The organism is Nostoc sp. LPT, from assembly GCF_017115165.1.
Taxonomy (GTDB): Bacteria; Cyanobacteriota; Cyanobacteriia; order Cyanobacteriales; family Nostocaceae; genus Nostoc.
In genome coordinates this window covers 1-25,787 of the sequence record NZ_JABXKF010000024.1, presented here as the reverse complement: position 1 = coordinate 25,787, position 25,787 = coordinate 1, and the positions used below count along the sequence as shown (strand labels likewise).

The following is a 25,787-nucleotide window of genomic DNA, read 5'->3' as shown; positions in this document are numbered from 1 at the left end:
CCTATTAGGGATTGAAACTACTTGGGCCCACATAAAGCCCGTAGCCGCGAAATTGATTGCAATTTATCAAAATCCCTATTAGGGATTGAAACCTAAATCCCGAAATTGGGCCGGGCTAGCCTAAAGATTGCAATTAATCAAAATCCCTATTAGGGATTGAAACTGCTGTGTATGGAGAAGAACACGCAGTATTCCAAATTGCAACCATCACGGCGAGCGCCAGCCTGAATCAACAGAGCGATCGCGCTTAACATTTACCAATTAAAAGCGATCGCTCCACCACAATACATTACTGTTCTTCACCTTTTTTTTGAAGGAGCGATCGCCAATCTTCAATCGCCTTCTCCGTCCACAGCCAATTTTTAGCTAATTTATCTACCTGGAAATTTTCTCGGTCGGACTTGAGAACCGTTTGCCGCAACTTGATCGCTTCATTCAGATACTGTGTCTGCTTACCACTAGATTGACTAAGTGCAGATTTATACAGTCCAAGAGCTAAACCAGCATAAGAAGTTAAAGCATCTTGAGGAACTGCTGTATTTCTGGATGTTGAATTTGTGTTCTGTTCTTTGAGAGCTAAATTCAAAGCCTTGAACCAAGAATCATTGGCGCGATTCAGATTGCCTTCTGTGTAGTAGGCAAATCCCAAAGCGTTATTATACAAAAGCGATTCGGGTTTAGCTTTGGCAGCAGTTTCCCAATAACGACGGGCATCATCGACACTATAATTATTGTCTCCAGTTTGGATAGACTGCCATGCCAATCGTCCCTTGTAAAAATTCACAGATGGATCGTCAGCTTGTTTACTAGGAATTAGTTTTAAGGAAGTTTCAGCCGCAGCCAGTGCGCCCCGATTGAGTAGTTCTTCTACAGCCAATAACCCACCTTGCAAGTCACCCTGACTCAATTTTTCCGTAGCAGTCGCAGTGACAATCCCAGTCGCTTCTATTCCTAAATCGATATTCCGCTGCTTTTGAATCGGTCGAGAGTCAGGTAGAGACTGGGTGGGAATTTCTGGTATTTTAGGCAGTGCTTGGGGGCGATTTTGCCACCACCAATTTAAACCGATCGCAGCTGCTAACGCACTGATCCCCACAACGCCCACAATTGGCCACAGCTTACGGCGACGGGTACGATTTCTTGGTGCGGGTGGTTGCGATGCCTGGGTTGGGCTATGCCTATGCGAAAAATTAGAATTTTGCCAATTTTCTTCAAGGTTTCCAGGAGTTGCAGGTGGCGGTGGTGGAACTTCTCCCCACAAATCTGCTGACTCTTCTGAAGAAGTCATTTCCTCTGAAATCTGGCTTTGGTGAAGACTACTTTCGCGAATTTGTTGATCCGGTTCAGTTGCAGCTTTTTGGTTATCTAGCTGACGAAACAAATCCGAAACTATTGCAGAATCTTCTTCATAGCTTGGGTCATCATACTCAATTTCATCAACCAGATCGCCCCAAGTATCTTCACCCAGCCAGTCCAATCCAGAAGAGTCCCGCGTCAAACCAGTAGGAATCATGTCTTCCATTCCTAAAGGTATCTCACTATCATCAGGCATACCAGGGTACATCGTAGAAGTTGCCCCTAAAGGCGGACTATACTGATTCAGCGACTCCGTACTTGTAGATACCTCAGTTTCCTGACTTAAAAAACCGTCAAATTCTGGCTGGAGATATAAAATCGGTAATGCCCAGTACATCTGGTGAGAACCATAAGCAGAAATTAATCCTTGGCGCACCCGACTTACACACAAATCTACTGGATATCCCTGACTTAAGTTGCGGTAAAACAATTGTGTGAGCGTCAACGCCACTTCATCAGGAATCCGTTCTGACATCGCCAAAACGCTTCTAATTCCGCGCTTTACGAGACTTTCTGCTAAGTTTCGTTCGCCAGTATCTCCAGAGGGATTGGACGCTGCTGTGTACGCGCCCAAGCAGGAATTAAACACTGCCATTTGGATATTATTGTTGACGAGCAAACCTGCCAAATCGTCCCCAGTCAAGATTTCTGTTAAGCCAGTTCTGCGACTAACAAGATAAATTTCTCCGCCATTTGCGCCTAAGTTACTATGACCAGAGTAGTGGAGAACGTGGTATCTACCTTGTTCTAGGGCTTGCGTCAGTTCTTCCCGTCCTGGTTGGTCTAATACAGTGAGTTCAATTTCGGGGAAACGATTGCGACCTTCACCAGGTCGTGACGTTTGACGGTGAAGTTCCGCTTGCAGTTTAATCGCTTCCTGTTTCTGTAAGTCAAGACGGACTTGATCTGAGGGGGAAGCAATTACCATCAAGACTTTGACACCACCTTGTTCTAGGGGTGTGGGCATATTTTGCGTAGGCGTAGCCCCCCGCAGGGATCGCAAAGGAGAAGCCCCCAAAATTCCACTTTGGAAGCGAGAAAAAGCCACATAAGGCCCAGTAGCCAGAGGGCGATCGCCTGCGTGCATCACTTCCCAAGGTAAACGAGCTAATCTAGTGTCTTTTAACCCTAAGCGTAACCGTAGTACTTGTTGATGGTTCTGAGCAATACCTTGGGCAGTAATCCAACTATCTCTGAGAGTGCCTTGAAATAGGGCATTATAAAATTGTTGACCCAACGCCACCAAATTCACAGAGTTTCTGGCGATATCGCTTTCATGCCCGCCAGAGGTAAATGGATCTCCTTGTAACACCGAATTCAACGGGTCATTCATCAAATGCCCAGCAGCCATCAACCAATCAGCTATAGGCCAAGTCACCAATTCTTCTGCCAATGGTACCCCAGGCGCGACTTGTTCCGTCCGCACCAAGTAGTCATTTTGCCCTACTGGGGTTACGGAAATATGGAATTCCTGGGTCACAGTTTCTCCTGTCCGCCTCCTAAATCTGGTTTGAAACGCGAAAGTTTCAAGTCGATTTTTCGCTCCCTCTGATAATTTAGATGCATCCCGCCCCTGAATGTTTCTGATTCGGTGTCGTTTTGGTTTTTCTGCCTTTACAACTTTATCCGGATCGGATTACTTGGGTCTAGAACACTTAATTGGTAGATGCACCTTGATCTTCAACTCCCCTAGTTGGCTAACACCCACTGGGGGTTTTTTTGTTTTTGGCAAACAACAGCAACTTCTGACGCAGATATTCTCTACCAGAAAATAGTGCTTAATCCTAGAATACTTGATTAATAGATGGATGTCCCTCGATCTTTAACTCCCTTAATTCAGTTAATATCCACTTTTGTTTTTTTGACACACGACAACAATCAATTTTCTAATAAATTTATCCGGAGCATGGTGGTTAAACCTAGAACATTTAAGTGGTAGATGCACCCTGATAACTAGCTCCCCTGGTTGGCTAACGCCCACTGGGGGTTTTTTTATGAAAATTGAGTGCTATTGATTAACCCTGACACACCCATTTTGTAAAACAGCGCACCGAGCGTTTAATTGGTAGGTCTGTCCTGATAACTAACCCCTCTGAGGTTTTTCTTCGATCGATAAACAGTAACAACCTCAACCTCTGCTAATTTATCCGGTAGCGACCCATTTATTTTAGAAAAGATTATTGGTAGATGCACCCTGATAACTCACTCCCCTGGTTGGTTAACACCCATTGGGGGTTTTTTCTAGTTGCGTCACCGATAACGAACGCGAATGCGTCTCGTAGAGAAATCTTAGCGAGTCCTTTCCTCTTAGAGATGCTACGCGTAGCTTGCTTCTCCATAGGGGTACGAGCTTCACAGCCCATCGTAGACATCGCCTCTGATTTAGTTCTTTTTTCCCGGAAGATGCTGGCTACCCCTAGAAAAGATTATTGGTAGATGCACCCTGATAACTCACTCTCCTAGTAGGTTAACACCCACTGGGGGTTTTTTTTATTTAAAAAAATAACTGACCCTGATAACTCACTCCCCTGATAGGTTAACACCTACTGGGAGTTTTTTCTACTAGTTGCGTTACCAATAGCGATCGCAAATGCATCTCGTAGAGAAATCTTAGCGAGTCTTTCCTCTTAGAGATGATACGCATAGCTTGCTTCTCCATAGAGGTACGAGCGTCACAGCCCGTTGTAAACATCGCCTCTGATTTAGTTCATTTTTCCCGGAAGATACTGGCTGCCCCTAGAAAAGATTATTGGTAGATGCACCCTGATAACTCACTCCTCTAGTAGGTTAACATCCACTGGGGGTTTTTTTATTTAAAAAATAACTGACCTTTGTACAAATTTATCCGGAGTATGGTCTTCAACCTGAGAACATTTAATTGGTAGATGCACCCTGATAACTAACTCCCCTAGTAGGTTAACACCCACTGGGGGTTTTTTTGGCGTAGACGCGTAGCGGTGCTACTGCTGGTAGACCTTGAGTATCTTCCTGTTGCCAGGATAGAGCATAACTTGCTCGCTCAATTCCTGAATCGCTTTCTTTTTATTTTGAGCTAGAGATGCCACTCCAAAATGATTGCTATGATATTTAATCACGTTCTTAATTTTTTTTATATATTTTGAGGAGTTCCCTTTTAACTTTCACTATTTGTCTGCCAGTCTGCCTCAGCAAATCTTACCTTCTTACTCAGCACAGACTCACAGACTAAATGTCATGCTATCCATGTACAGCACTCCAGAAGCAATTGAAAACTGCTAGAAGTTGCAATTTTTTAGCTGGCTGGGATTAGACGGTATTTGTGTGGTAAACAGGCGGTCTAAAATTTCTGATTTCTGTTCGGAACTGAAGTTGTCATAAAAATTTTCCAGCTTGTCAATTATTCCGAAATTTCTGAAAGCCTCTAAATTAGAATCTGGTTTTTCAATTAGAGATTTTTGTCTATTCTGGGAATAAGTAAGTATGTCTACTGTATTATTCCTGCGATGCACAAGCTGCATCAATAAATCCATTGCAACACTTGGCAGAACACGGTAGTTATAATTCACAAAAAAATCAAAAGTCATATTTCCTAGACGGATGCGATCGCCATCTTTGAGCTTGATCGGCATAAGAGCGCGATTACCATTTACAAACGAGCCATTGGTACTGTTGAAATCAATTAAGTAAAAGCCTTGCTCGTCAATATGCTGAATAGCAGCGTGGCGACGAGACAGATGACTGTCAGCAATGTAAATACCACTGTTGCGATTACGACCTATCGTCCAGATTTGTTGTGGCTGTCGTAAACTCTGAGTCTGATTGTCGCCCAAGTTAGTCATCAAATAAATAGCAGTATTATCCACTACACCATGTACGTAACCTGCCTTGACTCTCTTCAACGACGGTTGAGATAAGTTTTCTAGCTGAAGAATTTCATCTAGAAGGCTGCTGTGGTGTTCATACAACTTGAGGAATACTTGATATAAAGTTAATCGCCGTTCTATTTCCGTTTGTGCAAAGTCAGTCATTATCCGTAAACCTTATACTACCTGATTTCGGTTGTGATCTACTTCTCCAGCCTACAATCAGGGATAATTGATTTTTTGCTTTTTGCTGCCATCTGAAAAATTGAGTGGTTTAGAATCATTCTATTTTAAAAATTTTCGGTGTGAGATTCCTTATTGTTTATAGCCATAAAAAGCATGGAAATATCTTTGAAAATTATTATGATGCTTTATTGTTTATTGTAAATAATCATTTGTTATTTGTAACAGATAAAAATCATAAAGATTTCATGAAGAATTGACAAATATCTACGTGTTTTTACTAGATAGGTGAATATTTCTTAATATTCGTAATAGTGATAGCTATCGCTCAACCTAAACATTATATATATTTGGTCAATTCTGAATAAATCTAAGTTTTTATCGAAAAGAATCAGGGCTAATTTTCCCAGATGTGAGAAAAGTTCAGCCTTGTGATTCTGATAAAATAAGCGTTTTAAAATTGTTAATAAAAATGGAGAGCTTAAAAGCAGGGAGTTGAAGCTATTCTGCTAATCTAAAATAATTGATTTCAATAAAAAGGGTTCATCCGTCAGGATAATCTAGAATCTAATATAGGAGAATATTCGGATAGAACTACAGCAACAAGAGAGCTATTCCCGACGAATTGGGAAACCCCATCCGTCTATAGGCTGGGGTAGTTCACACTTTAAAATCACAACAAGCCTCGTTTCCCATTGGGGCGCACGGTCATCCAATTTGTTTTTGCTAGTGCTAGCTGCTCATCAGAAATTTTGGCACTGGTGAGATTAGCACCACACAGATTAGCTCCTCGGAGGTTAGCATTGCTGAGATAAGCATTGCTAAGGTCTGCGCCTCGCAGGTCTGCTCCTTCTAAATCAGCATGGTTAAAGTATGCTTTGCTCAAATTAGCATCTTTAAGATTTGCTCGAGTGAGACTGGCTCTGCCAAAGTCACTATTGTGAAGATTAGCTCCCTGAAGATTGGTTTTTTGCAATTGAGCAGAATGGAAATTTGTTTGAGATAAATCAGCACCTTGCAGATTCAGCAAATTTAAATTGTGTAAGGCAAAATCTCGTCTTCCTTTCAGATAAGCTGTTAATAAACCTTGGGTATCTAGCTTCCGCCCAACTCTAGAATTTTGAACTTGTGAACCATTGCTGTTGCTAGTGAAAGTCGTTGATTTGCCCATCCCAGAACCCTGGTGCAATCCCACGGCTTCCGCTGTCTTGGCTCGTCTAGCACGAATTGCAGCCGCGACCTGTGCCACTCCAGCACTAGTAGCAGCAGGGTTGTTACATAAAACAGCAGAATTTTCTAGGTGGTTATGTGTTCGCTCTTTAGATCCATTATCAGATTTAATCAGCAAACCCTTTGCTAAACTATCTAAGTATGGTTCTATTTCCAAGGCTCTGAGAACTTCTGCCGCTGACTGATAGCGATTACGTACAGACACCTCTAACATTTTTCGTAACACATTCCCCAAGTGATCGCTCACTTGCACAAGTTGCTCCCACATCATCTCGCCAGTATTGGGATTGTAATCTAAATCTTTAGGAGTTTTGCTAGTCAGTAAATAAATGCATGTTACCCCCAATGCATAAATATCACTGGCGTAGACTGGACGCATAGCCATTTGCTCTGGAGGTGCAAAACCAGGAGTACCAATTGCATACGCAGTTAATGCTGTCTGTCCTGATGGGCCTGTAGCACTTTGGCTAATTTGGTTTTTGACCGCACCAAAGTCGATGAGTACCATTCTGGCATCTTGGGTGCGGCGGATTAAGTTGGCTGGCTTGATATCACGGTGAATCACCTTTTGCTCGTGGATGTATTGCAACAGTGGCAAAATCTCACTCAAAAATTGCTTCACTCCAGTTTCGCTCAATATGCCGTTAAGTTTGACCTCCTCTTGCAAGGTATCGCCACTGATATATTCTTGAACTAAGTAGAATTGCTCATGATCTTCAAAATAGTCTAACAATCTTGGTACTTGGGGATGATTGCCAATCTTACCTAGAGTTTTGGCTTCTCGCTCAAAGAGTTCTCTGGCCATCTGTAAAACGTGTGGGGCGCTTCCTGATGGGCGTAATTGTTTGATTACGCAACTCGGTTCTCCTGGTAAGCCTTGATCGTTGGCTAGGAAGGTCGCTCCAAAGCCACCCTGACCTAATGGTTTAATCGCCTGATAGCGATCGCGCAACAGTAGTTGCGAGCCACAAGACTGACACCTTTGGCTATATACCAAATTTTCTGGATTGGAACAGGTAGGATTTAAGCAGTAGCTCATGCACTCTCAACTCGCTGCACGAATAATCACGGGGAGTGTTATACTCCCTTTCAATTATTTAGACATTAATCAACTCTTGCCAGGTAATTTTTGCTGGAAATCCTTTGAAGAGTTCCTAAAGTTTAGCTGAGATTACCTAAAGCGAGCGCTAAACAAGATTATTTATTATACTTACATTCATTGGCAAATACTGTTTATGCTACTTTCTACCAATTCGTAATTCCTAATGAGACTCTCTTAAGGCTTGTGACGTGCATCGTGCTGTTAAGCTAAAAAACATCTAATTTGCATAATCGAATAAAATATAACTCTTGTGGGGTGGACATCTTGCCCGCCCAGTATATGCAATTTAAATGTGGAATAGCTTATCCCATTCAGAAAGTCAGCTTTAATCTGGTTTGTTTGCATGGGAGAATTGGTATTTAAAGGTATTGGAGGGCAGTGCCCAACGCCAGTTACTATATTTGGGGAAACCCCAAGACCGCACTGGCTACCCTACAGAAAATCGCTGTAGGATTTTGGATGCCCAAATTTGGAGGCAATTTAGAATCATCTCCATTAGTCATTAAGAGATTATTAGCTAGCTTTCATGTTCACACTAATCAGCTGTTCGATAAGTGCAAAAACATCACTGCGGCTGAGTTTCTCTTTACCATTAGCAAGGGCGTCAAGAGTGCCGTTTGCCAAGGTGAAGGGGATTTGACAAAAATCTAAGGCTGGCCCCCCAGTAGGAAGGTCTTTGATATAAGCTTCTGCTAGGGCTAGATTGCGCCGAGCATATTCTTGCATATTTTCTGCACTCCAACCTTCTGGGAAGAATTCTACCCCACGCCCCAAATCTTCAGTATGGTTACGCAAGATATTGACTGCTTGTAAACCCCGACCAAAACCAATCGCTTGGGTACGGTTCGTTTGTGTTCCATCATACCAAGTCCACAAGTCAGAAAGTAACAGTCCCACTGCACCTGCAACTCCAAAGGTATAACGATCTAAATCAGATTCTGTATAAATTTTCCAGTTTTTTTCTGCCCAATAAGCCATCCGGTCTGCCATTGCAGCAGTGGCATCCCAAATTCGAGGTGCAATGGTGTCTGGTGCTAGCAGTGACCATTCTCTAATCCTCAAAGTGACTTCTTCTAATGAATTCTCATACCCACTAAATCCTGCAAAGAAAGCATCTACCGCAAAGCCATCAACTCCTGCCTGTAATGTCAGGCTAATGGTTCTTAACAGCTTTGCTTTAGTAGCGTTATCTAGTTCGGGATGATCTTCAATTTCATCAATGGCACGCATACACAAATATGCTGATGCTACTGCTTCTTGTAATCCTGGCGGTAAAACACTAATTGGGATATAAAAAGTTCGGCTAGTTTCTTTGAGGATTTGCAATGCATCTCTACGTAAATTCATGTTTTCACTCCCCACTTGATTTTGGCACCACATGAAGTTTGCAGTTTTTTGATGATACTGGATATAGTTTTGACTAAACCTTAAAAACTATAGACTATAAGATACGCTAGTATTTCATTTAAAAATTGATAGTTTTTGGTGTTGCAATTAACAAAACTCTCAAATTTATCAAAGTTTAGTCTAGTATAGAGGTTTTTGGGTGCAAAAGTGTTTGAAGTGTCGTTTGATATAGCTTTCATAGAATTTTAGTATATATATCAAGAATTATGGTAATATTTGGTTGGATATGATGAAATTTTTCCATAAGCAAACATCCATTTTAGAGATTTGAAAGGGCTTGAAGTCTGCGTTAATCTGACTAACAAAGTGTAATTATTGTATATATAAAGACAATTCAGGAAAAGCTGACAACGGATAACAGCATTTGTACATACCTTTGGATGGGTACAGTGGTTTAGCGAAGAGTTAGGGTCAGTTAAATTGGACGACATATAAGGCTGCAATGCCTGAGTTGGACTAGACCTAATCTATTGGAGTCAGAACCGCTTTGCTGTTCAAAGTGACATAAAGTGACCAAAACTCAAAACAAGAAGTTCCCGTATATTTACGAGATTGACAATAAAAAAGTTGGCTGTTTGCCCACTCAACACAATATTTGTGAATATTTAACCAAAATATCAACGGCGTGCAAGCCCCTAAATTCTATTTATGGGGGTTGCAGGAAAGCGAATTTAAACGCCTTTCAAGTTTCGTTCTGATTTTGAATGTACATTTTAATAGTGTTTAAAGTCGCACCGCCAACAGTGGATACAAAGTTTCGGGCTGTTATAGTCCAGATTATGTTTACAAAAAAACCGAACAGTCTGTAAAAACTCAAAAAAACATTGAAGTATTCCTAATTATTAAATTTTCTCAATCCCTTGTTGATACTGTAAATATTTTTTCTGTAATTCCTCTGGAATGGGAATAAGACGATTATTTTGCAGACTGACAAAACCACCCTTCTGGCTAGCCACTGCTGCTAACTCATTGTTAGATAAAATTTCAGCTTGCACAGTCCACTTTAAGCGTCCTAAACTACTCAGCCATAAACGTCCAATTACCCGATCAATAATCTTTATCGGACGTTTATATTCAATTTCAGTTCCGGCTAGAATCGGTGTATATCCTAGCTCAATTTGTTGATTGAGCTGCCAATGTTCATCTAAAAACTTTAGACGTAAATCCTCTAGCCATCTGATATACACGATATTACTCACAATTCCCATAAAATCAATGTCGTATGTTTTTACAGGAATTGCTAATACTACTTCTAATGGTCTGTGTAAGTTGTGATTTACTAGCATTATTTCTCTTAATATTTTTTAATACTGCTCGGTCTATTCAATTAAAGAGAAGTTTCCAAGTATTGAATCAGGTGATTAATTACCCTATGTATATGAATTGAATCTCCATAAAGCTTGCTGATCATTATGCCTCCTTCCAATGTTGCGATGATGATGGTAGCGATTTCATCAGCGCTTACTTCCGGGCTAATTTCACCCTTTTCAATTCCTTTTTCAATAATTCGACAAATTAGATGCAGCCAAGAGTTCATTGCTTGTTGAGCACGTTCTCGCAACGCCGGATGAGCATCATCACTTTCCACAGCAGTATTTAGCAGTGGACACCCTCCCTTGATCGGTGGATTTTCTGCGAAGCTACTAAACACTCCAATGATTGTTTGCAAACGTTCTACTGCGTGGTGTTTGCTTCGTAATGCAAATTTAGTATGCTGCTTAATGCGAGCGATCGCAAAATCAAAAGCCTGTAGTGCGAGATCATCTTTGCTTTGGAAGTGATTGTAAATTCCTCCTTTCTGCAATCCAGTTACACGCATAATGTCTGACATCGATGAACCTGCATACCCCTGTTGATTAAACAGTTCGGCTGCTTGCTGAAGAATTCTGGTTTTTGTTTCTTCACCTTTGGACATTACAGCGATTTTGATAGTAGGGAATTTATTGAATTGAAAATTGCTATAAATAAAATATTACCGACCGAATGGTTTGATAAAATTAGCATGATAGTTGCTTGCAAGTCAAGCTTTTTTCAACACTGAGTAAAGAACTAGGCATTGGCTATTCCCCAAACTCGCTCGGTATACTGTAAGAGTTTTTGCCATTTGCGATCGCGCATAATTGTCAGGGTGCTATCTAGCACAATAGCCAAAGTTTGAGCACGATCCAAACCATGCAATGCTGTCAATTTCGTCCAGCCAATGCAGACTTCACCTGGTCATAGATGCCGTTAGCTTTGATGCTACCTCTACCATAAGTAATCAGGATTTTGGCATTATCAGGAATTTCAGCAGCAATGTTGGCGATTTGACCTTTGTCAAACAGGATTTTGACTGGATTGCAAAAACAAAATTTGGAATTATCCTTATGCTTATTAACTTGTAGGTAAATTTTTGAGCAACCAGTCCGTAGTGAGTTTGACGGACTGCGGTGTATTTTCCAGATAATTGAGCGATATACAACGCGAATACGCTGGACGTTTGATCATGCTTACTAGTAAAATACGGTAAGTGCATCGCTTTACGTGCTTTTATATGTAAAACCGCAGAAAAACCTAGTTAGAAGTTGAGTTTAGCAGAGCGACTGACCAATAAGCAGTTATCAAAGTCTGTTTCAACTAAATGCCAGTCGTCATGCTTACAAAAACTTCCAGACAGGTTTTAAGTTGTCCAGGAATCCTTGAGAAAGACAATAACTTGTCATAACTAGCCCTGTCTAGCACTAGGCTATAGTTTGGCTGAGTTGCTGCTCTCTAGCTGCTCGTAGTTAAGTCAGTGAAAAGTTATTAAGGCTTCGTTTGGGGATTTAATCAACCCCTACCGACGCTGCTCACTTATAGAAGTGAGAGACTCAACAGGACTCTGATAACTGATAACTAATTGTTGAAACCCCCGAAGAGTATGCACTATTTATTACTACCGTTCTTAAGCTTTTTTGTTGGTATCATCGTTGGTTTGACGGGAATTGGTGGAGCGTCTCTCATCACCCCAATGTTGATTTTTATTTTTCAGGTTCCGCCTTCTATCGCTGTGAGTTCTGATGTTGTGGCCGCCACCTTAATGAAAATTGTTGGTAGCGTCAAGCATTGGGAACAGAAAACCCTTGACACAGAAGTTGTCAAATGGCTGGCATTTGGGAGTGTTCCAGGCTCATTGTTCGGAGTGGGGATTTTGCACTTCATTAAACATACAGGTGAGTATAGCCTGGATAATATCTTGCTCCGTTTGCTTGGCGGAATGATTTTGCTAGTCACAGTGTTAGCACTAGTGCAATTGTTGTTATTGACTTTTTTCCCCAAATTTAATTTACCCGAACTGCCAAAGTTAGACTTAGAAAGTAACTTTGGTCGATTTATGACAATTACTTTGGGAGCAATTTTAGGCTGTTTGGTTGGTCTAACTAGCGTCTCATCAGGTTCAATGTTTGCCCTAGTGCTGATTGGGTTTTTCCGCCTTGATGCGCGGAAGTTAGTGGGTACAGATATTTCACACGCAGCAATTTTACTGTTGTTTACAGCCCTTGGTCATCTGAGTTTGGGAACAGTTGATTGGAGTTTGGTAGTACCTATATGGCTAGGCTCTGTTCCGGGGGTGTTAGTAGGCGCTAAAATCTGCCAGGTAGCTCCGCAACGCCCACTACGGTTTATCATTTATACCATTTTGATGATGGTAAGTTGGAAATTAGTTCATCAGGTTTGACAAAACTCGGTAATAGAGTTTGGTTATAAAAATTTTTCGCTGCTCACTCATTCTCCAAAAAAACGGCACCGAGATTAGGTGCGGCTAAATCTATCCCTCCGTTCGTTCCAGTATTCGTAGGAAAACAAGAATTAGCGACATTCAGCAGTGTTTTGGGAGTGCAAGTAACATCAGGGCCAAACAGCGAGTAGCCGTAGACCTTTTTTCCCTGTGACACAAGTTCGTCGGTGCGAATCAGAAGACCTCCTAAAACTTGGTTCGGTGGAATAGTGAGTGCGGGGTTTATGGAAATTCCAGGATTATTTTTGGCAGCATTGTTTAGGAAATAATATTGGGGAATCGGGTCTTGTAACGGTGTTTTACCCCAGGTGGAAGCTGCTATCACGTAAATGGGCCCGTAGGAAGTGGGATTTCCTTGTTTATCCACACTTGTAATCGCCGCAATACCGAAACCATCGTGTCCAGTAGGTAATCCACGCTCGAAGACGGTAAAGTGAATTTTATTACTTGCCTTCACAGGTTTAACAAGTACAAAGTCAAGGCGCTCGATACTAGCGTTACCGTTGTAAAGTGTGCCACCTAAATTTGCACCTGTGTTAGTAAAAACGTTATCTGGGCCTGCCAAGATATTGTTGATACTAAACAGCGTTTTCTCTGGAAGTGGGCCCAAACTAAGAAAGTCAAAGGTATTAGAGGAAGAATCAAAACTGCCTTGGTAGTAAGCTAGCTTTCTGTTATCTGTGGCGGGGTTACGACGAATCTGCACAAAAGCAGGGATGGATCTAAATGTTGTACTGCCTCCTATGGTTGTCAATCCTGTAATTGATTGAATTTGCCCCCCGAAGTTGAGAGTAAAAGTATTGCCTGCAAATTCGCTGTCACCTGCAACTTTGGTAATAGATATAGTAGGAAACGAAGCAGTGTCAGTAGTAATTGAAGTGATATCTTGTCCGATTATCTGTGCTTGTGCTGAGGTAAAGCACAAAAATGGGGTGATCATTGAAATCAGATAAAAACTAGATTGAATGTTTGGGCAAAAACGGATAGGATTGCACCTAATCGCAGAGATAAGGGAGTATTGCATTACACAGCTTTTAATAAGTCAGACTATTATATTGATACTCAACCTCATCTAGGTTAAGAATTGGTAAACAAGAAGTTTTTCTCCGAAGATCGAACACTAACGATTTTGTGCATATTTCTATGACAAATTTTAGATTTCAGATTGGAGTCTTCATCGTTCAATCCCACGAAATCCAGCATTCAATATTGATTAACTTCTTACCCAAGGTAGTAGAGTGAATGTACCTCGTTCATACATAATGAACAGACCCAAGCCAATTAACACAAAAGGTACAACAGCGTTACCATAGCGATTTAAAATATCAGCAATAGTAGGTTGACGGCTTAAAAAATAAGCGATCGCACACCAAACCCCTACCATGATAAAAAATATACCTAGAATTACTCCCAAACTGACAAGATTGTGACCTGCGAACAAAGGGATATATATACTAATATTGTCACCACCATTAGCGATCGTTACTGCTGCCACTTTATAAGTTTGGGGATGCAAAACACTCAAAATAAAAGACAATACTGGGTTAGTAGGTCTAGACTGTCTAAAATCACTACTGACTGTCTGAACTGTTATAGTTTCTTCTTTTCTAGATACTAATTGTTGAATTCCGATTGCTATTGGTAACAATCCTAACAATCCTATCCATTCTCGCTGTACAACCAATCCCCCAAAAAATCCTGGTAAGCTAGCGATGATAATGGCTGTAAAACCCAGATATTGACCGAGTAAGATATGCCGCCGCCGAAAGTTAACATCTACCTGTGAAAAAAAGATTAACAAGATAATGATGTCATCTATGTTAGTGGCGATGAAGGCAATTATCCCTTCACTGAAGGCTGTCCCTAGCTGACTCATGCTGGATTTTTAGAACCTACAATTTATCACCATACCAAATTCACTAATTCGTAATTCGTAATTCGTAATTCGTAATTATTGGGTTGAAGTCCCCCACCAAATTATATTTATTGGCGGTCTAGAAGAAAGTTGGGGTCTAAATTACCAACTAATTCAATTACAAATTATTTTAACCTTCTATAGCAATCTGATTTGATTCCTGAATTACTCGTAGAGACTGGGGACTGGGGACTGGGGACTAGGGACTGGGAAGAAGGAATAAAGATGTACTGAGTTTTTTTCAAAAATAAAATATCAGTCCTATAGCACAACTAAGCTTTAAAATGACAAAGTAATTATCCTCACAAGTAAGCCGGCGGGAAAATTTACAAGTATGTAACCAAAAGTTAATCATAGTCATCGTAGAAAACGGAATAATAATCGAAGTTATCCAACCCTAACTCCACAACCACCACAACAGCTTCCCTAGCCTCAAAACTATGGTAGGTTTGGAATTACACTAAGTAATACTTAAACAATAAACCAAGTTTTAGTGATAAAAAAACCCACAAAATATGAACGAGTTAGTTACTGCAATTACTACTGGGTCAATTGCGTTCATTGCTACTAATATTGATGATATTGTTATTCTATTATTGTTTTTTTCTCAAATAAATGCTAACTTTCGCCCTCGGCATATAGTTACTGGTCAGTTTCTAGGTTTTACGGTTCTGTTAATTCTTAGTCTTCCTGGTTTATTTGGTGGGTTAGTTTTATCAAAAAGCTGGATTGGATTACTTGGTTTACTACCAATGTCCATAGGTATCAGCAGTTTAGTGAATCGCGAAGAAGATTCATTAAAAGAAGTTGTAGCTGCAACAGAAGAAGCTGAAGCATCAACAATTACTAGTTTTTTTTCTCCCCAAGCTTATAGTGTGGCAGCCGTTACAATTGCCAATGGTAGCGATAATATTAGTGTCTATATACCTTTATTTGCTAGCAGCAACTTAGAGAGTTTTGTGGTAATTATCGGATTATTTTTTCTCTTGTTAGGAGTTTGGTGCTACGCTGCATACAATTTAACTAATAACAGAGTCATAGCTAGTGTATTGACTCGCTATGTTAATAATCTTGTGCCTTTTGTGCTTATAGGATTAGGCGCTTTTATTGTATTAAAAAGTGAAGCTTTGAGTCCAATTAAGTTAGCTGCTAGTTGTTGCTGTTTAACAGTTTTGGTAAAAAATGATGTTGCTAGCCATTAACAACAAATAATTTAGGAGCAGAATTGAAGATGCTCTGTTTCCGGTTAATAGTTAGAGGATGTCTGAGAAGTATCAAATATTGGTTGATCCCCCTTACCCCCTTTTTAAGCCAGGGTGGTTTCATACGAAAAAAGAAAAATACATAAGTCTTGATTTCTCGTTTTATGTCCAGGCTTTTTCCCTCACTTCCATTCCTCTCCCCCACAGGGGGAGAGGCTTTGAAACCCAGTTTTAGTTTTTCTCTGCTTGTATGAAACTACCCTGCCTTACCCCCTTAAAAAGCAGGGCTGTTTCATTCGCTATCTTAAGGATTTTGTCAACAGTATCAGCCAAAAACTTTAGGTAGTAGGAAAAAGAAAAATCACTGTTTCAACCAATATATTAAGTACGAACGCTAGGGTTATGAGCAAATAAAATTTTTGAATTACCTGATTTTTTTGGTTGATACCCTTGTAAATCATGGTGTTTTAGGGAATGAAACAGCCCTGCTTTTTAAGGGGAATTTAGAAGGATCTAGAACTTTTGATACCGACAAGTGGACTTTTAAAACATCCTCTAAGCTCAATTAGTGAAGCGATCGCTTATCACCATTGCGTATGCTTAACTTTTGTCAAATGATGATTTGCACTGTATATAGCGGTTCTCGTTTACGTGAGGTGTAGGGGCACGGCAGTGCCGTGCCCCTACACCTCGCAATATAATGTTGTACCGCATCTGAATGGAAACCGCTATATATTGTGACTAATCAACTATCCAATAGGTGTAACACACGCTACAAAATCAAATATTAAACTTTACTCAACCACTCATTCTCCTCTGGGTCTTTGAATAGTGAGGTGCTGAGGTAGCGTTCGCCGAAACTAGGCTGGATCATGACGATGAGGCGACCTGCATTTTCTGGACGTTGTGCCACTTGAATAGCCGCGTATAAAGCAGCGCCACTAGAAATCCCCGATAGTAATCCTTCTTCTTTTGCGAGGCGACGGCTATAAGCGATCGCTTTTTCATCCGCTACCTGAATCACTTCATCTACCACTTCTGAACGATAAATTGCTGGGATAAATCCCGCGCCAATACCCTGAATTTTGTGAGGCCCTGATTTACCACCTGTTAATACCGGACTGTTGCTTGGTTCAACTGCGATCGCTTGAAAACTCGGCTTCCGTTTTTTAATAACTTCTGCAACTCCCGTAATTGTTCCACCAGTACCCACTCCCGCCACGAGAATATCTACCTCTCCATCGGTGTCATTCCAAATTTCTTCGGCTGTGGTTTCGGCGTGAACTTTCGGGTTAGCAGGGTTGCGAAACTGCTGTAACATATAAGCATTGGGCGTTTGAGCTACAAGCTGTTCTGCATGAGCGATCGCTCCTCGCATCCCTTCTACCCCTGGCGTTAACTCTAGTTGAGCGCCATAAGCTTTGAGCATAGATCGTCTTTCGTGGCTCATTGTGTCAGGCATCGTTAGAATGAGATGGTAGCCCTTGGCAGCTGCCACCATCGCTAGCGCAATTCCTGTATTTCCAGAAGTTGGCTCTACTAAAACAGTTTTTCCGGGGTGAATCAAGCCTGCTTCTTCTGCCGTTTCCACCATACTCGCGCCAATCCGGTCTTTCACAGAAGATGCTGGATTCATGCTTTCTAGCTTCACCACAATCCGAGCAACCGCTCCTGAAGCTTGGGGAATCTTGTTTAATTGAACTAAAGGAGTCCGTCCGATTAACTCTGTGATATCTTTTGCTATCCGCATGTGGGTACTCCGTCGTGTCTAAATATAATACATTGGACTCTGCTGGGCGCGAGTTTCTCTTTCGTCGCACAAGTTTTGGAGTGTATAACGACCCAAAACTTCAATTGAGGCAGCGTTAGCTTGCTCCCAAACTTCATGTATCAGAGTCTTTTCTAGAGTGGAAGAGTTAGAGGTATCTTTCTCTTTCCGCTCGCCTTCGACCAAAGTGACAATTTCAAGTATTGTAATCTGCCAAGGTTCACGAACTAAAACGAAACCTCCTTTAGAGCCGCGTTGACTCTGCACCACACCAGCACGCCGGAGGTTGGTCAAAATTTGTTCCAGATAGCGCTCAGGTATGGGTTGCTTGGCAACGATCTCGCTCATGGTTAGAGGAAGTTTTTTCCCGTGGTGGCTTGCTAGCTCTAAGAGTGCCAGCAGCGCGTATTCCACTTTGGAAGACAGATCCAAGAGAGCGTAGTTTTGGCTATTCAAGACTGTACTCAATATACTACGGTGAATTTAGGGACTTATCGCAGTTTATGCGAAATTAATTTTTTTCAACTGTGGAATGTGATAGCATCCCACTTATTACCCACAAAAACACTATAATCTATCGACTTACCGTAGATTTTGAAATGACACAATTCCTATAAAGGACTCGATCTTTTTCTGGGAATTATCCTGAGTTTCTGTTTTCAGAGCCTCACTTACCAACAAAAATCTCAACAGAGTATGCTACTAACTGATTTGCGAACCATTTTTGAGCGTGACCCAGCAGCCCGTAACTGGCTAGAAGTATTGTTCTGTTACCCTGGACTCCAAGCTCTAGTGTTTCATCGATTGGCGCACTGGCTGTATAAAATTGGAATTCCCTTCATACCAAGATTCATCTCTCATCTTAGTAGGTTTTTTACCGGAATTGAAATTCATCCTGGGGCATTAATTGGTCAGGGAGTGTTTATCGATCACGGCATGGGAGTAGTGATTGGTGAGACTGCGATCGTAGGGGATTATGCTCTGATTTATCAAGGTGTCACCCTTGGCGGGACTGGGAAAGAAAGCGGTAAACGCCATCCAACTTTAGGCTCTCATGTGGTTGTGGGAGCGGGTGCGAAAGTATTGGGAAATATTCAAATTGGCGATCGCGTCCGTATTGGAGCTGGTTCTGTGGTGCTACGAGATGTCCCTAGTAACACTACAGTAGTTGGGATTCCAGGGCGCGTAACTCGTCAGAACAACTTAAATAGCAATGTTCTGGATCATGATAAAGTACGCGACGTAGAAGCTGAAGTAATCCGCGCTTTATTTGAACGCGTCAAGTCTCTAGAGAAACAGTTTGAGCAATTAGAAGATCAATCAAGTTTGTCCTCAACAGAGGTTGGCGACGAATTAACCGACAACCCTAAGAGCAAATCTGATGGGATGATTGAAGATTTTCTTGATGGTGCGGGAATTTAATTTAGGGAATGGGGCAAAACAGTTTCGAGTTTTGAGTTCCGAGTGCTGAGTAAAGAAGTGAGATTCCCCACTCAGCACTCTAAGCCGAGGCACTCCTGAAAGGCATTGGGCATTGAAAAGAGACTTGGGGACAAGGAGAATTGGGGACAAGGGGAAGGGAAAGACTTGTTGCAAGTTCTAACTTTAGTCACCTTGTCACCTTGTTCCCTTGTCTCCCCTGCCTCTCTGCTCCCCTACTTCTCTCTCCCCTCTTTAAAATACCCATAGGTTCTTAGAACCTGATATAAATATAATACTACGGTTCATTTATCGGAGAATAGTTTTATATAATATGGTGTCTTTGTACACAAGCTTCTCTAGTTCAAACAGTAACAATACTAAGCAACTTTTTGCCCGTAGGTCATTTCTACCAGAGCATCATAACGACCTTTGGAAGATTGAAACGGGTTTTGTGAGAACTTTTAGTTATCTGGAAGATGGTACAACTGTTGCTCTAGGATTGTGGGGACCTGGAGATGTCGTTGGTAAGAGTTTGTCAAAATTAGAACCTTATCAGATGGAATGCCTAACTAAAGTGGAGGCAACAGTTTTACCTATAGAGGAGTGGACTGAACTAACAGAAACTCTACTTGCCCATATCCAACAGGCTCAAGAATTGACGATCATTCGTAGCCATAAAAAAGTCGATACTATGCTCATCAAGCTATTGGCATGGTTATCCAAAAAGTTTGGTTCGGAAGTTGAGAAGGGACGTTTAATAGATATGCGTCTGACTCATGAAGACCTGGCGGAAATGCTCGGTTCAACTCGTGTGACTATCACTCGTATTCTTGGGCAGTTTGAGCAAGAGGGCTTGATTAATCGTCTTTCTCTACATCGAATTGTGTTGCGAGAAGAAGAAATTTGGTACTATGAAATTTAAATTATTTCAGTAAAACCAACTATCGCCGTCAGCATTCGGCTTGCCCACAATTCTAATATTCAAGGATTCTAGGTAAGCTAAACCGCTAGCAATTTGTGGCACTGTTCCCCGCAGTTCAATGTCAAAGCATCCTTCTGCATCTGCATTTGGTTGTAGCATAGCGTTGGTAATATTAACTACCAAGCCATAAGTAGAAATTAACTGCGAAATCACGGGTGCTTGCAGATAGCATTTGGGAATATGTATCCGCAGACGAATCTGAGTAACTTGGCTTTTTTCGTAAACTGAAGAAACCAGTGATAATCTGTTTTGAGAATTGGTTTTTTGGTTATTTAGTCCTGCCATTGGATAGTGATGATTTTATTAATTAGCGATCGCTATAAACGCTAGACAAATCCAACCATATCGGTAGTCACTAGTTAGTTTCTTCTTTCAGCAGCAATGATTTCACCTACATCTTATCTTTTCCTTTGTCAGGAGGAAAGCAAATTAACTCTAAATCATGTCCATCAGGGTCTTTAAACTTGAAGGCACGGACACCACCAGATGCTTCATTATCAGGTGGTATTGTCTGCGGCGCAACTGAAATGGGTTCAATGGGAAATGAACGCACTTGTGCATAAGCACGATCCATGTCACTCATTACAATTGCCAGATGTTGAAACCACAGGTCATTGCTTTGCGAATCGCTGGGGTTGGATTTTCTCTCAATGTTGAGATACTCCATTAACGTGAGTTCATCTCCTAATCGCAAGGTGACAATGCGAATTTTTGCCCCAGTTACACCTTCTAGGTCGCTGTAATCCTGTCCTTCAACAATGATGTTAGAAACGAGTTCAAAAGCAAGTGCTTGCCTATAGAAATCAACAGAGCGATCGCAGTTTATTACCTCTGTCACGGATGTATTTACCCTGGGTTCTCTGTGGGTACTGATTGCCAAGCAAGGGGATGTTTCCAGTGCGATGTGAAATTAAGTTGAACTGCTTGGTTAAAGTCCTCCAAAGCTGCTAAAAAAGCTTTCTCTTTTAGCTTTGCTGCACCTTGGTTGTTCAATTGTTTAGGGCATTGTGGATTCCATACATATTTTTGACAAGTTTGGTGGGCAATTTCTACATCACTGCCATTTTCAAGATTTTGAAAGACGGGATGATAATGTAACCTGTTGCAGCAAACTTGCAACCATTTTTGCCACCCACAGTTCCACAAGCGCACTGTTCCATCAAGACTACCACTGGCAATCAGTTTAGCATCAGGGCTAAAAGCTGCGGAATTTACCCAATACTCATGCCCGCGCCAAGGTTGAGTGATCGGGTTGCCCTTAATATCCCACAAGCGGATTGTCGAATCATTGCTGGCACTGACAATCCACTGACCATCAGGGCTAAAGGCGACAGAATTAACTTCTTTTTCATGTCCGCGCCAAGGTTGAGTGATCGGGTTGCCCTTAATATCCCACAAGCGGATTGTCGAATCATTGCTGGCACTGACAATCCACTGACCATCAGGGCTAAAGGCGACAGAATTAACTTCTTTTTCATGTCCGCGCCAAGGTTGAGTGATCGGGTTGCCCTTAATATCCCACAAGCGGATTGTCGAATCATTGCTGGCACTGACAATCCACTGACCATCAGGGCTAAAGGCGACAGAATTAACTTCTTTTTCATGTCCGCGCCAAGGTTGAGTGATCGGGTTGCCCTTAATATCCCACAAGCGGATTGTCGAATCATTGCTGGCACTGACAATCCACTGACCATCAGGGCTAAAGGCGACAGAATTAACTTCTTTTTCATGTCCGCGCCAAGGTTGAGTGATCGGGTTGCCCTTAATATCCCACAAGCGGATTGTCGAATCATTGCTGGCACTGACAATCCACTGACCATCAGGGCTAAAGGCGACAGAATTAACTTCTTTTTCATGTCCGCGCCAAGGTTGAGTGATCGGGTTGCCCTTAATATCCCACAAGCGGATTGTCGAATCATTGCTGGCACTGACAATCCACTGACCATCAGGGCTAAAGGCGACAGAATTGACCCAATTCTCATATTTGCGCTGCGATCGCCCGATGATCCGATCTTGTAGTATTTGATGTAGCTCCCACAAACGCACAGTTTGATCGCCACCACTGACAATCAGCTTGCCATCGGGGCTAAAGGCTAGGGAATTAACCTGTCCTTCATGTCCGTACCAAGGTTGAGTGATGGGGTTGCCATTGATATTCCACAAGCGTATTGTTTGATCGCAGCTACCACTAATAATAAACTTGCCATCAGGGCTAAACGCTACAGAATTTACATGTCCTTCATGCCCGTGCCAAGGTTGACCGATGGGATTACCTTGTATGTCCCACAACCGCACTGTAGAATCACTACTACCACTGACAATAAACTTGCGATCAGGGCTAAAGGCGACACAAATAATTTTCGCCTGATGTTTGTGCCAGGGTTGAGTGATGGTGTTACCTTGTAAATCCCACAAACACACTGTTCCGTCAAAACCAACACTGATAATACGATCGCCATTTGGGCTAAAGGCGACGGAAATAACTCCTTCCTTGTGTCCGCGCCAGGGTTGAGTAATGGCGTTACCTTGTAAATCCCACAAACACACTGTTCCGTCAAAACCAACACTGACAATGCGTACCCCGGAGCGGTTGGCGCAGCCATCGCCATTTGGGCTAAAGGCGACGGAAATAATTCCTTCCTCATGTCCCTGCCACGGTTGAGTAATGAGACTACCTTGTAAATCCCATAAACACAAAATTCCGTCAATACTGCCACTAACAATAAACTTGCCATCAGGACTAAAGGCTATACAATTAACCTCTTGCTCATGCCCCAACAAAAATTGAGCAGTAGGATTGCCAATGATATTCCACAAGCACACCGTAGAATCACTACTACCACTGGCAATAAAATTGCCATCAGGACTAAAGGCTACACAATTCACCTCTTGCTCGTGTCCGCGCAAGCTATTTGTCTCTGTGGGTGTGTTCATTGCTTCCTTTAAGCTTCCCAAAACAGAAGCTAGAAGCTGGTTTGGGTATTTCTCTAGATTCTCACCCATTGTTTGAATTGCCAGCACCAAACCCTCTAGTGGTTGGACAGGAAGTAAATTCAAAACCCTGGCAGATTGCTCGCGCAGTTTTAATTCAGTCAGTGCAAGGTTTAACTTTTGAATCTCTTGTTCCTGGCGATCGTGCCATCCAACACTAGCATTAATAAATCGATTAGCTTGTTCGCTTAAATAACCAAAAGTTTGCTCTTTTAGTTCTTTATAAGTCTTTGTCTTCAGAACCCGGTTTGCAATATTTTCCCTTTCCCACAGCATATCTAAGGTGTATGCCAGAAGTGGTAAATAATCATTTTGTTGGTGAAAATCATGAATAATTTGCTCAATTAATCCTTGTTCAAAGGTAACGCCATTTCTAGCAGCAGGTTCAGCGATCGCTAATTTTAATTCGCCATCGCTCATTCTAGTGAGTATACAACTATAGCGATCGTGAATCTTCGCAAGTTGAGGATACTCACTAAATCTATCCAAAAAATCAGATCGCATTGTTAAAACAATTTTGACAGAACTATCCTGCTGCTGAAACAGTTGAAAGAGACTAGCAACAAATTTATCACGTTCCGGCTTTTGAGTTTTCGTAAATAGTTCTTCAAATTGGTCAATAAAAATTAGAACGCACTGATAATCTTGTTTGAGGAATGTGACAATTTGTATTAGCAAATCTTCTCTAATTTTTCGAGCAATATCGGCTATTTGCGATTTTTTACCATAAGTAAAAGCCAGACACTGATAAATAGATTTAAAAGGATTTTCATCTGGGTGAAAACTTATATTAATTAATGAATTTTTATTAAATCCTAAATAAGGAATTAAGCCTGCCCGAATCAATGATGATTTGCCACTGTCTGATGCTCCTAAAAGCAAGAGTATATTATCTTTTTTTAAGCGATCGCCCAGATTAGCAATCCACTCTTCCCGACCAAAAAATTTGTCTTTATCTTTAATTTCAAAAGTTTTTAGTCCTAAGTAGGGAGAGTCTGTTTTGAGTGGACAAGGATGAATGTCCTCAGACTTAATGTCAGAAAAAAAGTTGTATTCAGAAATACCTTGGACATTACACCCAATATTTATATCGCCTTCAGAACTGTTAACCATCTTATCTCCTTACCTTTGGACACCCTCTGGCTAAATCTTTCCCTCAGTTATAGTTCCTCGGCTAATCTTTGTAAGGACTTCAACAAAATTAATTACACATTCTCTTGTGAAGCTTTCCCTGTCGCCACCCTATAGGATAGAAGTTTTGTAAATCCCATCCGTGAAAGATTAAGGTTTTAAATAGCTTTATTCAGCAAAATTACTTAAGTAACTTTCAAAAATCTGTAGTAACTTTATCCTAAAACGCCGGAAATGACAAACGGGATGGAACTTTTTGATAACCTACACCTTGCTATGTTTAGCGGCAAAGGTGGAGTCGGAAAAACGACAATCTCCTGCACCTTTGCATGTCGTTGGGCGCAGAAATTTGTCAATGAGCAAATTCTTTTAATATCAACCGATCCGGCTCACTCTCTTGGAGATGTCTTACAAGTTAGCGTTGATGACATTCCTCGTCCCATAGCGGAACTACCCAATCTACTAGTAAGGGCGTTGGATGCAAAGCGTCTGCTACAAGAGTTTAAAGAACGTTATGGTCAGGTGTTAGAACTGTTAGTGGAGCGCGGTAGTTTTGTTGAAGGAGAAGACTTGCTTCCAGTTTGGGATTTAAATTGGCCTGGACTAGACGAGTTGATGGGCTTGTTAGAGATCCAACGGCTTTTTAAGGAGCAACAGGTAGATCGAGTAGTAGTAGATATGGCTCCTAGTGGTCATACTCTCAATTTGTTTGGATTGATGGACTTTTTAGACACTTTCCTCCACTCTCTTGAACTGTTTCAAGAAAAGCATCGGTTTATTAGCAAGACCTTTGCTGGAAGTTACACACCCGATCGCGCTGACGAATTTTTGCAAACCCTGAAAGCTGAACTGTGGCAAGGTCGTCGTCTGCTTCAAGATCCCACCCATACTGCTTGTTTGTTAGTTGCGATCGCCGAAGCAATGAGTTGGTTGGAATCAAAACGATTCCTAGAAGCCTTACAAACCATGCAGGTTCCTTGCGGAGGGTTGTTTGTTAACCAAGTCCTTGCCAGTGCGACTGACCCAGATCGTTACCAAGAACAACAACCGCTCATCAGCCAGTATACGGCTCTTGCTAGCGGAAAGCCGATGTTTATTATGCCACAACAAGATGAGGAGCCTTTGGGAATTGTAGCCCTCAGCCATCTGATCAACCAAATCCATATTCCTCAGCTTGAACCGCTATCTCCTGTTCATCCACTCCCAATTCAATGGCCTGAAAAAATTCCTCCTAGCTTTGGAGATTTTCTGAGCAAAGGTCGTCGCCTGTTACTAATTGGCGGTAAAGGTGGAGTAGGCAAGACCATAGTAGCAGCTGCGATTGGTTGGGCTATGGCTCAACAACATCCTGAGCGTAAAATTCGCATGGTTTCTATCGATCCAGCCCACTCCTTGGGTGATGCCTTTGGTCTGAGTTTAGGACACGAACCATATCAAATAACTGCCCTAGCTATCTAATTGGTATACAAAGCAGGTAAGCTGAAAACTTGCATCTAGCA

At 41.6% G+C, this 25,787-nt stretch carries 18 protein-coding genes, 1 pseudogene and 1 CRISPR repeat array (1 of these 20 running past the window's edge); of the genes and pseudogenes, 5 read left to right on the top strand and 14 right to left on the bottom strand.

Annotated features, from left to right (window positions below; translation table 11 throughout):
• Positions 1–163: direct repeats of the CRISPR family, unit length 37 nt; unit sequence ATTGCAATTTATCAAAATCCCTATTAGGGATTGAAAC (it extends 1,258 nt beyond the left edge of the window).
• Between the two features lie 126 nt (positions 164–289).
• The 7 genes and pseudogenes from hetF to HWQ58_RS04835 form a co-directional block, all read right to left on the bottom strand.
• Positions 290–2,836, bottom strand: coding sequence for a cell division protein HetF (gene hetF / locus HWQ58_RS04865; RefSeq protein WP_292858503.1), 2,547 nt, complete (start codon positions 2,834–2,836; stop codon positions 290–292).
• A 1,774-nt stretch (positions 2,837–4,610) separates the two neighbouring features.
• Complete coding sequence (locus HWQ58_RS04860) at positions 4,611–5,363, bottom strand: FHA domain-containing protein (protein ID WP_292858500.1); 753 nt, start codon at positions 5,361–5,363, stop codon at positions 4,611–4,613.
• A 691-nt stretch (positions 5,364–6,054) separates the two neighbouring features.
• A complete protein-coding gene (locus HWQ58_RS04855; protein WP_292858497.1) occupies positions 6,055–7,650 on the bottom strand; it encodes a serine/threonine-protein kinase in 1,596 nt (531 codons plus the stop codon).
• Between the two features lie 576 nt (positions 7,651–8,226).
• On the bottom strand, positions 8,227–9,060 hold the full coding sequence (locus HWQ58_RS04850; protein WP_292858494.1) for a phytoene/squalene synthase family protein: 834 nt from the start codon (positions 9,058–9,060) through the stop codon (positions 8,227–8,229).
• Positions 9,061–9,962: 902 nt separating this feature from the next.
• On the bottom strand, positions 9,963–10,406 hold the full coding sequence (locus HWQ58_RS04845; protein ID WP_292858492.1) for a thioesterase family protein: 444 nt from the start codon (positions 10,404–10,406) through the stop codon (positions 9,963–9,965).
• 41 nt (positions 10,407–10,447) lie between these two features.
• Positions 10,448–11,035: a TetR/AcrR family transcriptional regulator gene (locus HWQ58_RS04840; RefSeq protein WP_292858490.1), complete on the bottom strand. Its 588-nt coding sequence runs from the start codon at positions 11,033–11,035 to the stop codon at positions 10,448–10,450.
• Positions 11,036–11,306: 271 nt separating this feature from the next.
• Positions 11,307–11,510 (bottom strand): annotated as a pseudogene (locus HWQ58_RS04835) (hypothetical protein); the annotation flags it as partial.
• A gap of 509 nt (positions 11,511–12,019) precedes the next feature.
• Here HWQ58_RS04835 and HWQ58_RS04830 point away from each other — a divergent pair.
• Positions 12,020–12,817, top strand: a complete 798-nt coding sequence (locus tag HWQ58_RS04830; RefSeq protein ID WP_292858488.1) for a sulfite exporter TauE/SafE family protein — start codon at positions 12,020–12,022, stop codon at positions 12,815–12,817.
• Between the two features lie 43 nt (positions 12,818–12,860).
• Here HWQ58_RS04830 and HWQ58_RS04825 read toward each other — a convergent pair whose 3' ends face one another.
• Together HWQ58_RS04825 and HWQ58_RS04820 are read right to left on the bottom strand one after the other, a co-directional pair.
• Complete coding sequence (locus HWQ58_RS04825; protein ID WP_292858485.1) at positions 12,861–13,817, bottom strand: hypothetical protein; 957 nt, start codon at positions 13,815–13,817, stop codon at positions 12,861–12,863.
• A 273-nt stretch (positions 13,818–14,090) separates the two neighbouring features.
• On the bottom strand, positions 14,091–14,753 hold the full coding sequence (locus HWQ58_RS04820) for a cadmium resistance transporter (RefSeq protein WP_292858482.1): 663 nt from the start codon (positions 14,751–14,753) through the stop codon (positions 14,091–14,093).
• 554 nt (positions 14,754–15,307) lie between these two features.
• Between HWQ58_RS04820 and HWQ58_RS04815 the strand changes: the two genes are divergently transcribed.
• Entirely contained in the window at positions 15,308–15,994 is a 687-nt protein-coding gene (locus HWQ58_RS04815; RefSeq protein WP_292858479.1) for a cadmium resistance transporter, read from the top strand.
• A gap of 787 nt (positions 15,995–16,781) precedes the next feature.
• On the opposite strand, the gene cysK is transcribed toward HWQ58_RS04815, so the two are convergent.
• Entirely contained in the window at positions 16,782–17,744 is a 963-nt protein-coding gene (gene cysK / locus HWQ58_RS04810) for a cysteine synthase A (RefSeq protein ID WP_292858476.1), read from the bottom strand.
• 18 nt (positions 17,745–17,762) lie between these two features.
• Positions 17,763–18,245, bottom strand: coding sequence for an Rrf2 family transcriptional regulator (locus HWQ58_RS04805; RefSeq protein WP_292858759.1), 483 nt, complete (start codon positions 18,243–18,245; stop codon positions 17,763–17,765).
• A 213-nt stretch (positions 18,246–18,458) separates the two neighbouring features.
• Here HWQ58_RS04805 and cysE point away from each other — a divergent pair, with 213 nt between their 5' ends.
• Positions 18,459–19,184, top strand: coding sequence for a serine O-acetyltransferase (cysE, locus tag HWQ58_RS04800; protein ID WP_366837361.1), 726 nt, complete (start codon positions 18,459–18,461; stop codon positions 19,182–19,184).
• 331 nt (positions 19,185–19,515) lie between these two features.
• Positions 19,516–20,106 carry a Crp/Fnr family transcriptional regulator gene (locus HWQ58_RS04795; RefSeq protein WP_292858473.1) on the top strand — a complete coding sequence of 197 codons (591 nt, stop codon included), beginning with the start codon at positions 19,516–19,518 and terminating at the stop codon, positions 20,104–20,106.
• 6 nt (positions 20,107–20,112) lie between these two features.
• Here the strand turns inward: HWQ58_RS04795 and HWQ58_RS04790 are convergent, their stop codons facing one another.
• The 3 genes from HWQ58_RS04790 to HWQ58_RS04780 all read right to left on the bottom strand — a co-directional run bounded on the left by HWQ58_RS04790 (position 20,113) and on the right by HWQ58_RS04780 (position 24,270).
• Positions 20,113–20,451 carry an NIL domain-containing protein gene (locus HWQ58_RS04790; protein WP_292858470.1) on the bottom strand — a complete coding sequence of 113 codons (339 nt, stop codon included), beginning with the start codon at positions 20,449–20,451 and terminating at the stop codon, positions 20,113–20,115.
• A gap of 106 nt (positions 20,452–20,557) precedes the next feature.
• Positions 20,558–21,004: a VOC family protein gene (locus HWQ58_RS04785; protein WP_292858467.1), complete on the bottom strand. Its 447-nt coding sequence runs from the start codon at positions 21,002–21,004 to the stop codon at positions 20,558–20,560.
• Between the two features lie 8 nt (positions 21,005–21,012).
• On the bottom strand, positions 21,013–24,270 hold the full coding sequence (locus HWQ58_RS04780; RefSeq protein WP_292858464.1) for a WD40 repeat domain-containing protein: 3,258 nt from the start codon (positions 24,268–24,270) through the stop codon (positions 21,013–21,015).
• A gap of 252 nt (positions 24,271–24,522) precedes the next feature.
• Here HWQ58_RS04780 and HWQ58_RS04775 point away from each other — a divergent pair, with 252 nt between their 5' ends.
• Positions 24,523–25,746, top strand: a complete 1,224-nt coding sequence (locus HWQ58_RS04775; RefSeq protein ID WP_292858461.1) for a TRC40/GET3/ArsA family transport-energizing ATPase — start codon at positions 24,523–24,525, stop codon at positions 25,744–25,746.
• The last annotated feature ends 41 nt before the right edge of the window (positions 25,747–25,787 follow it).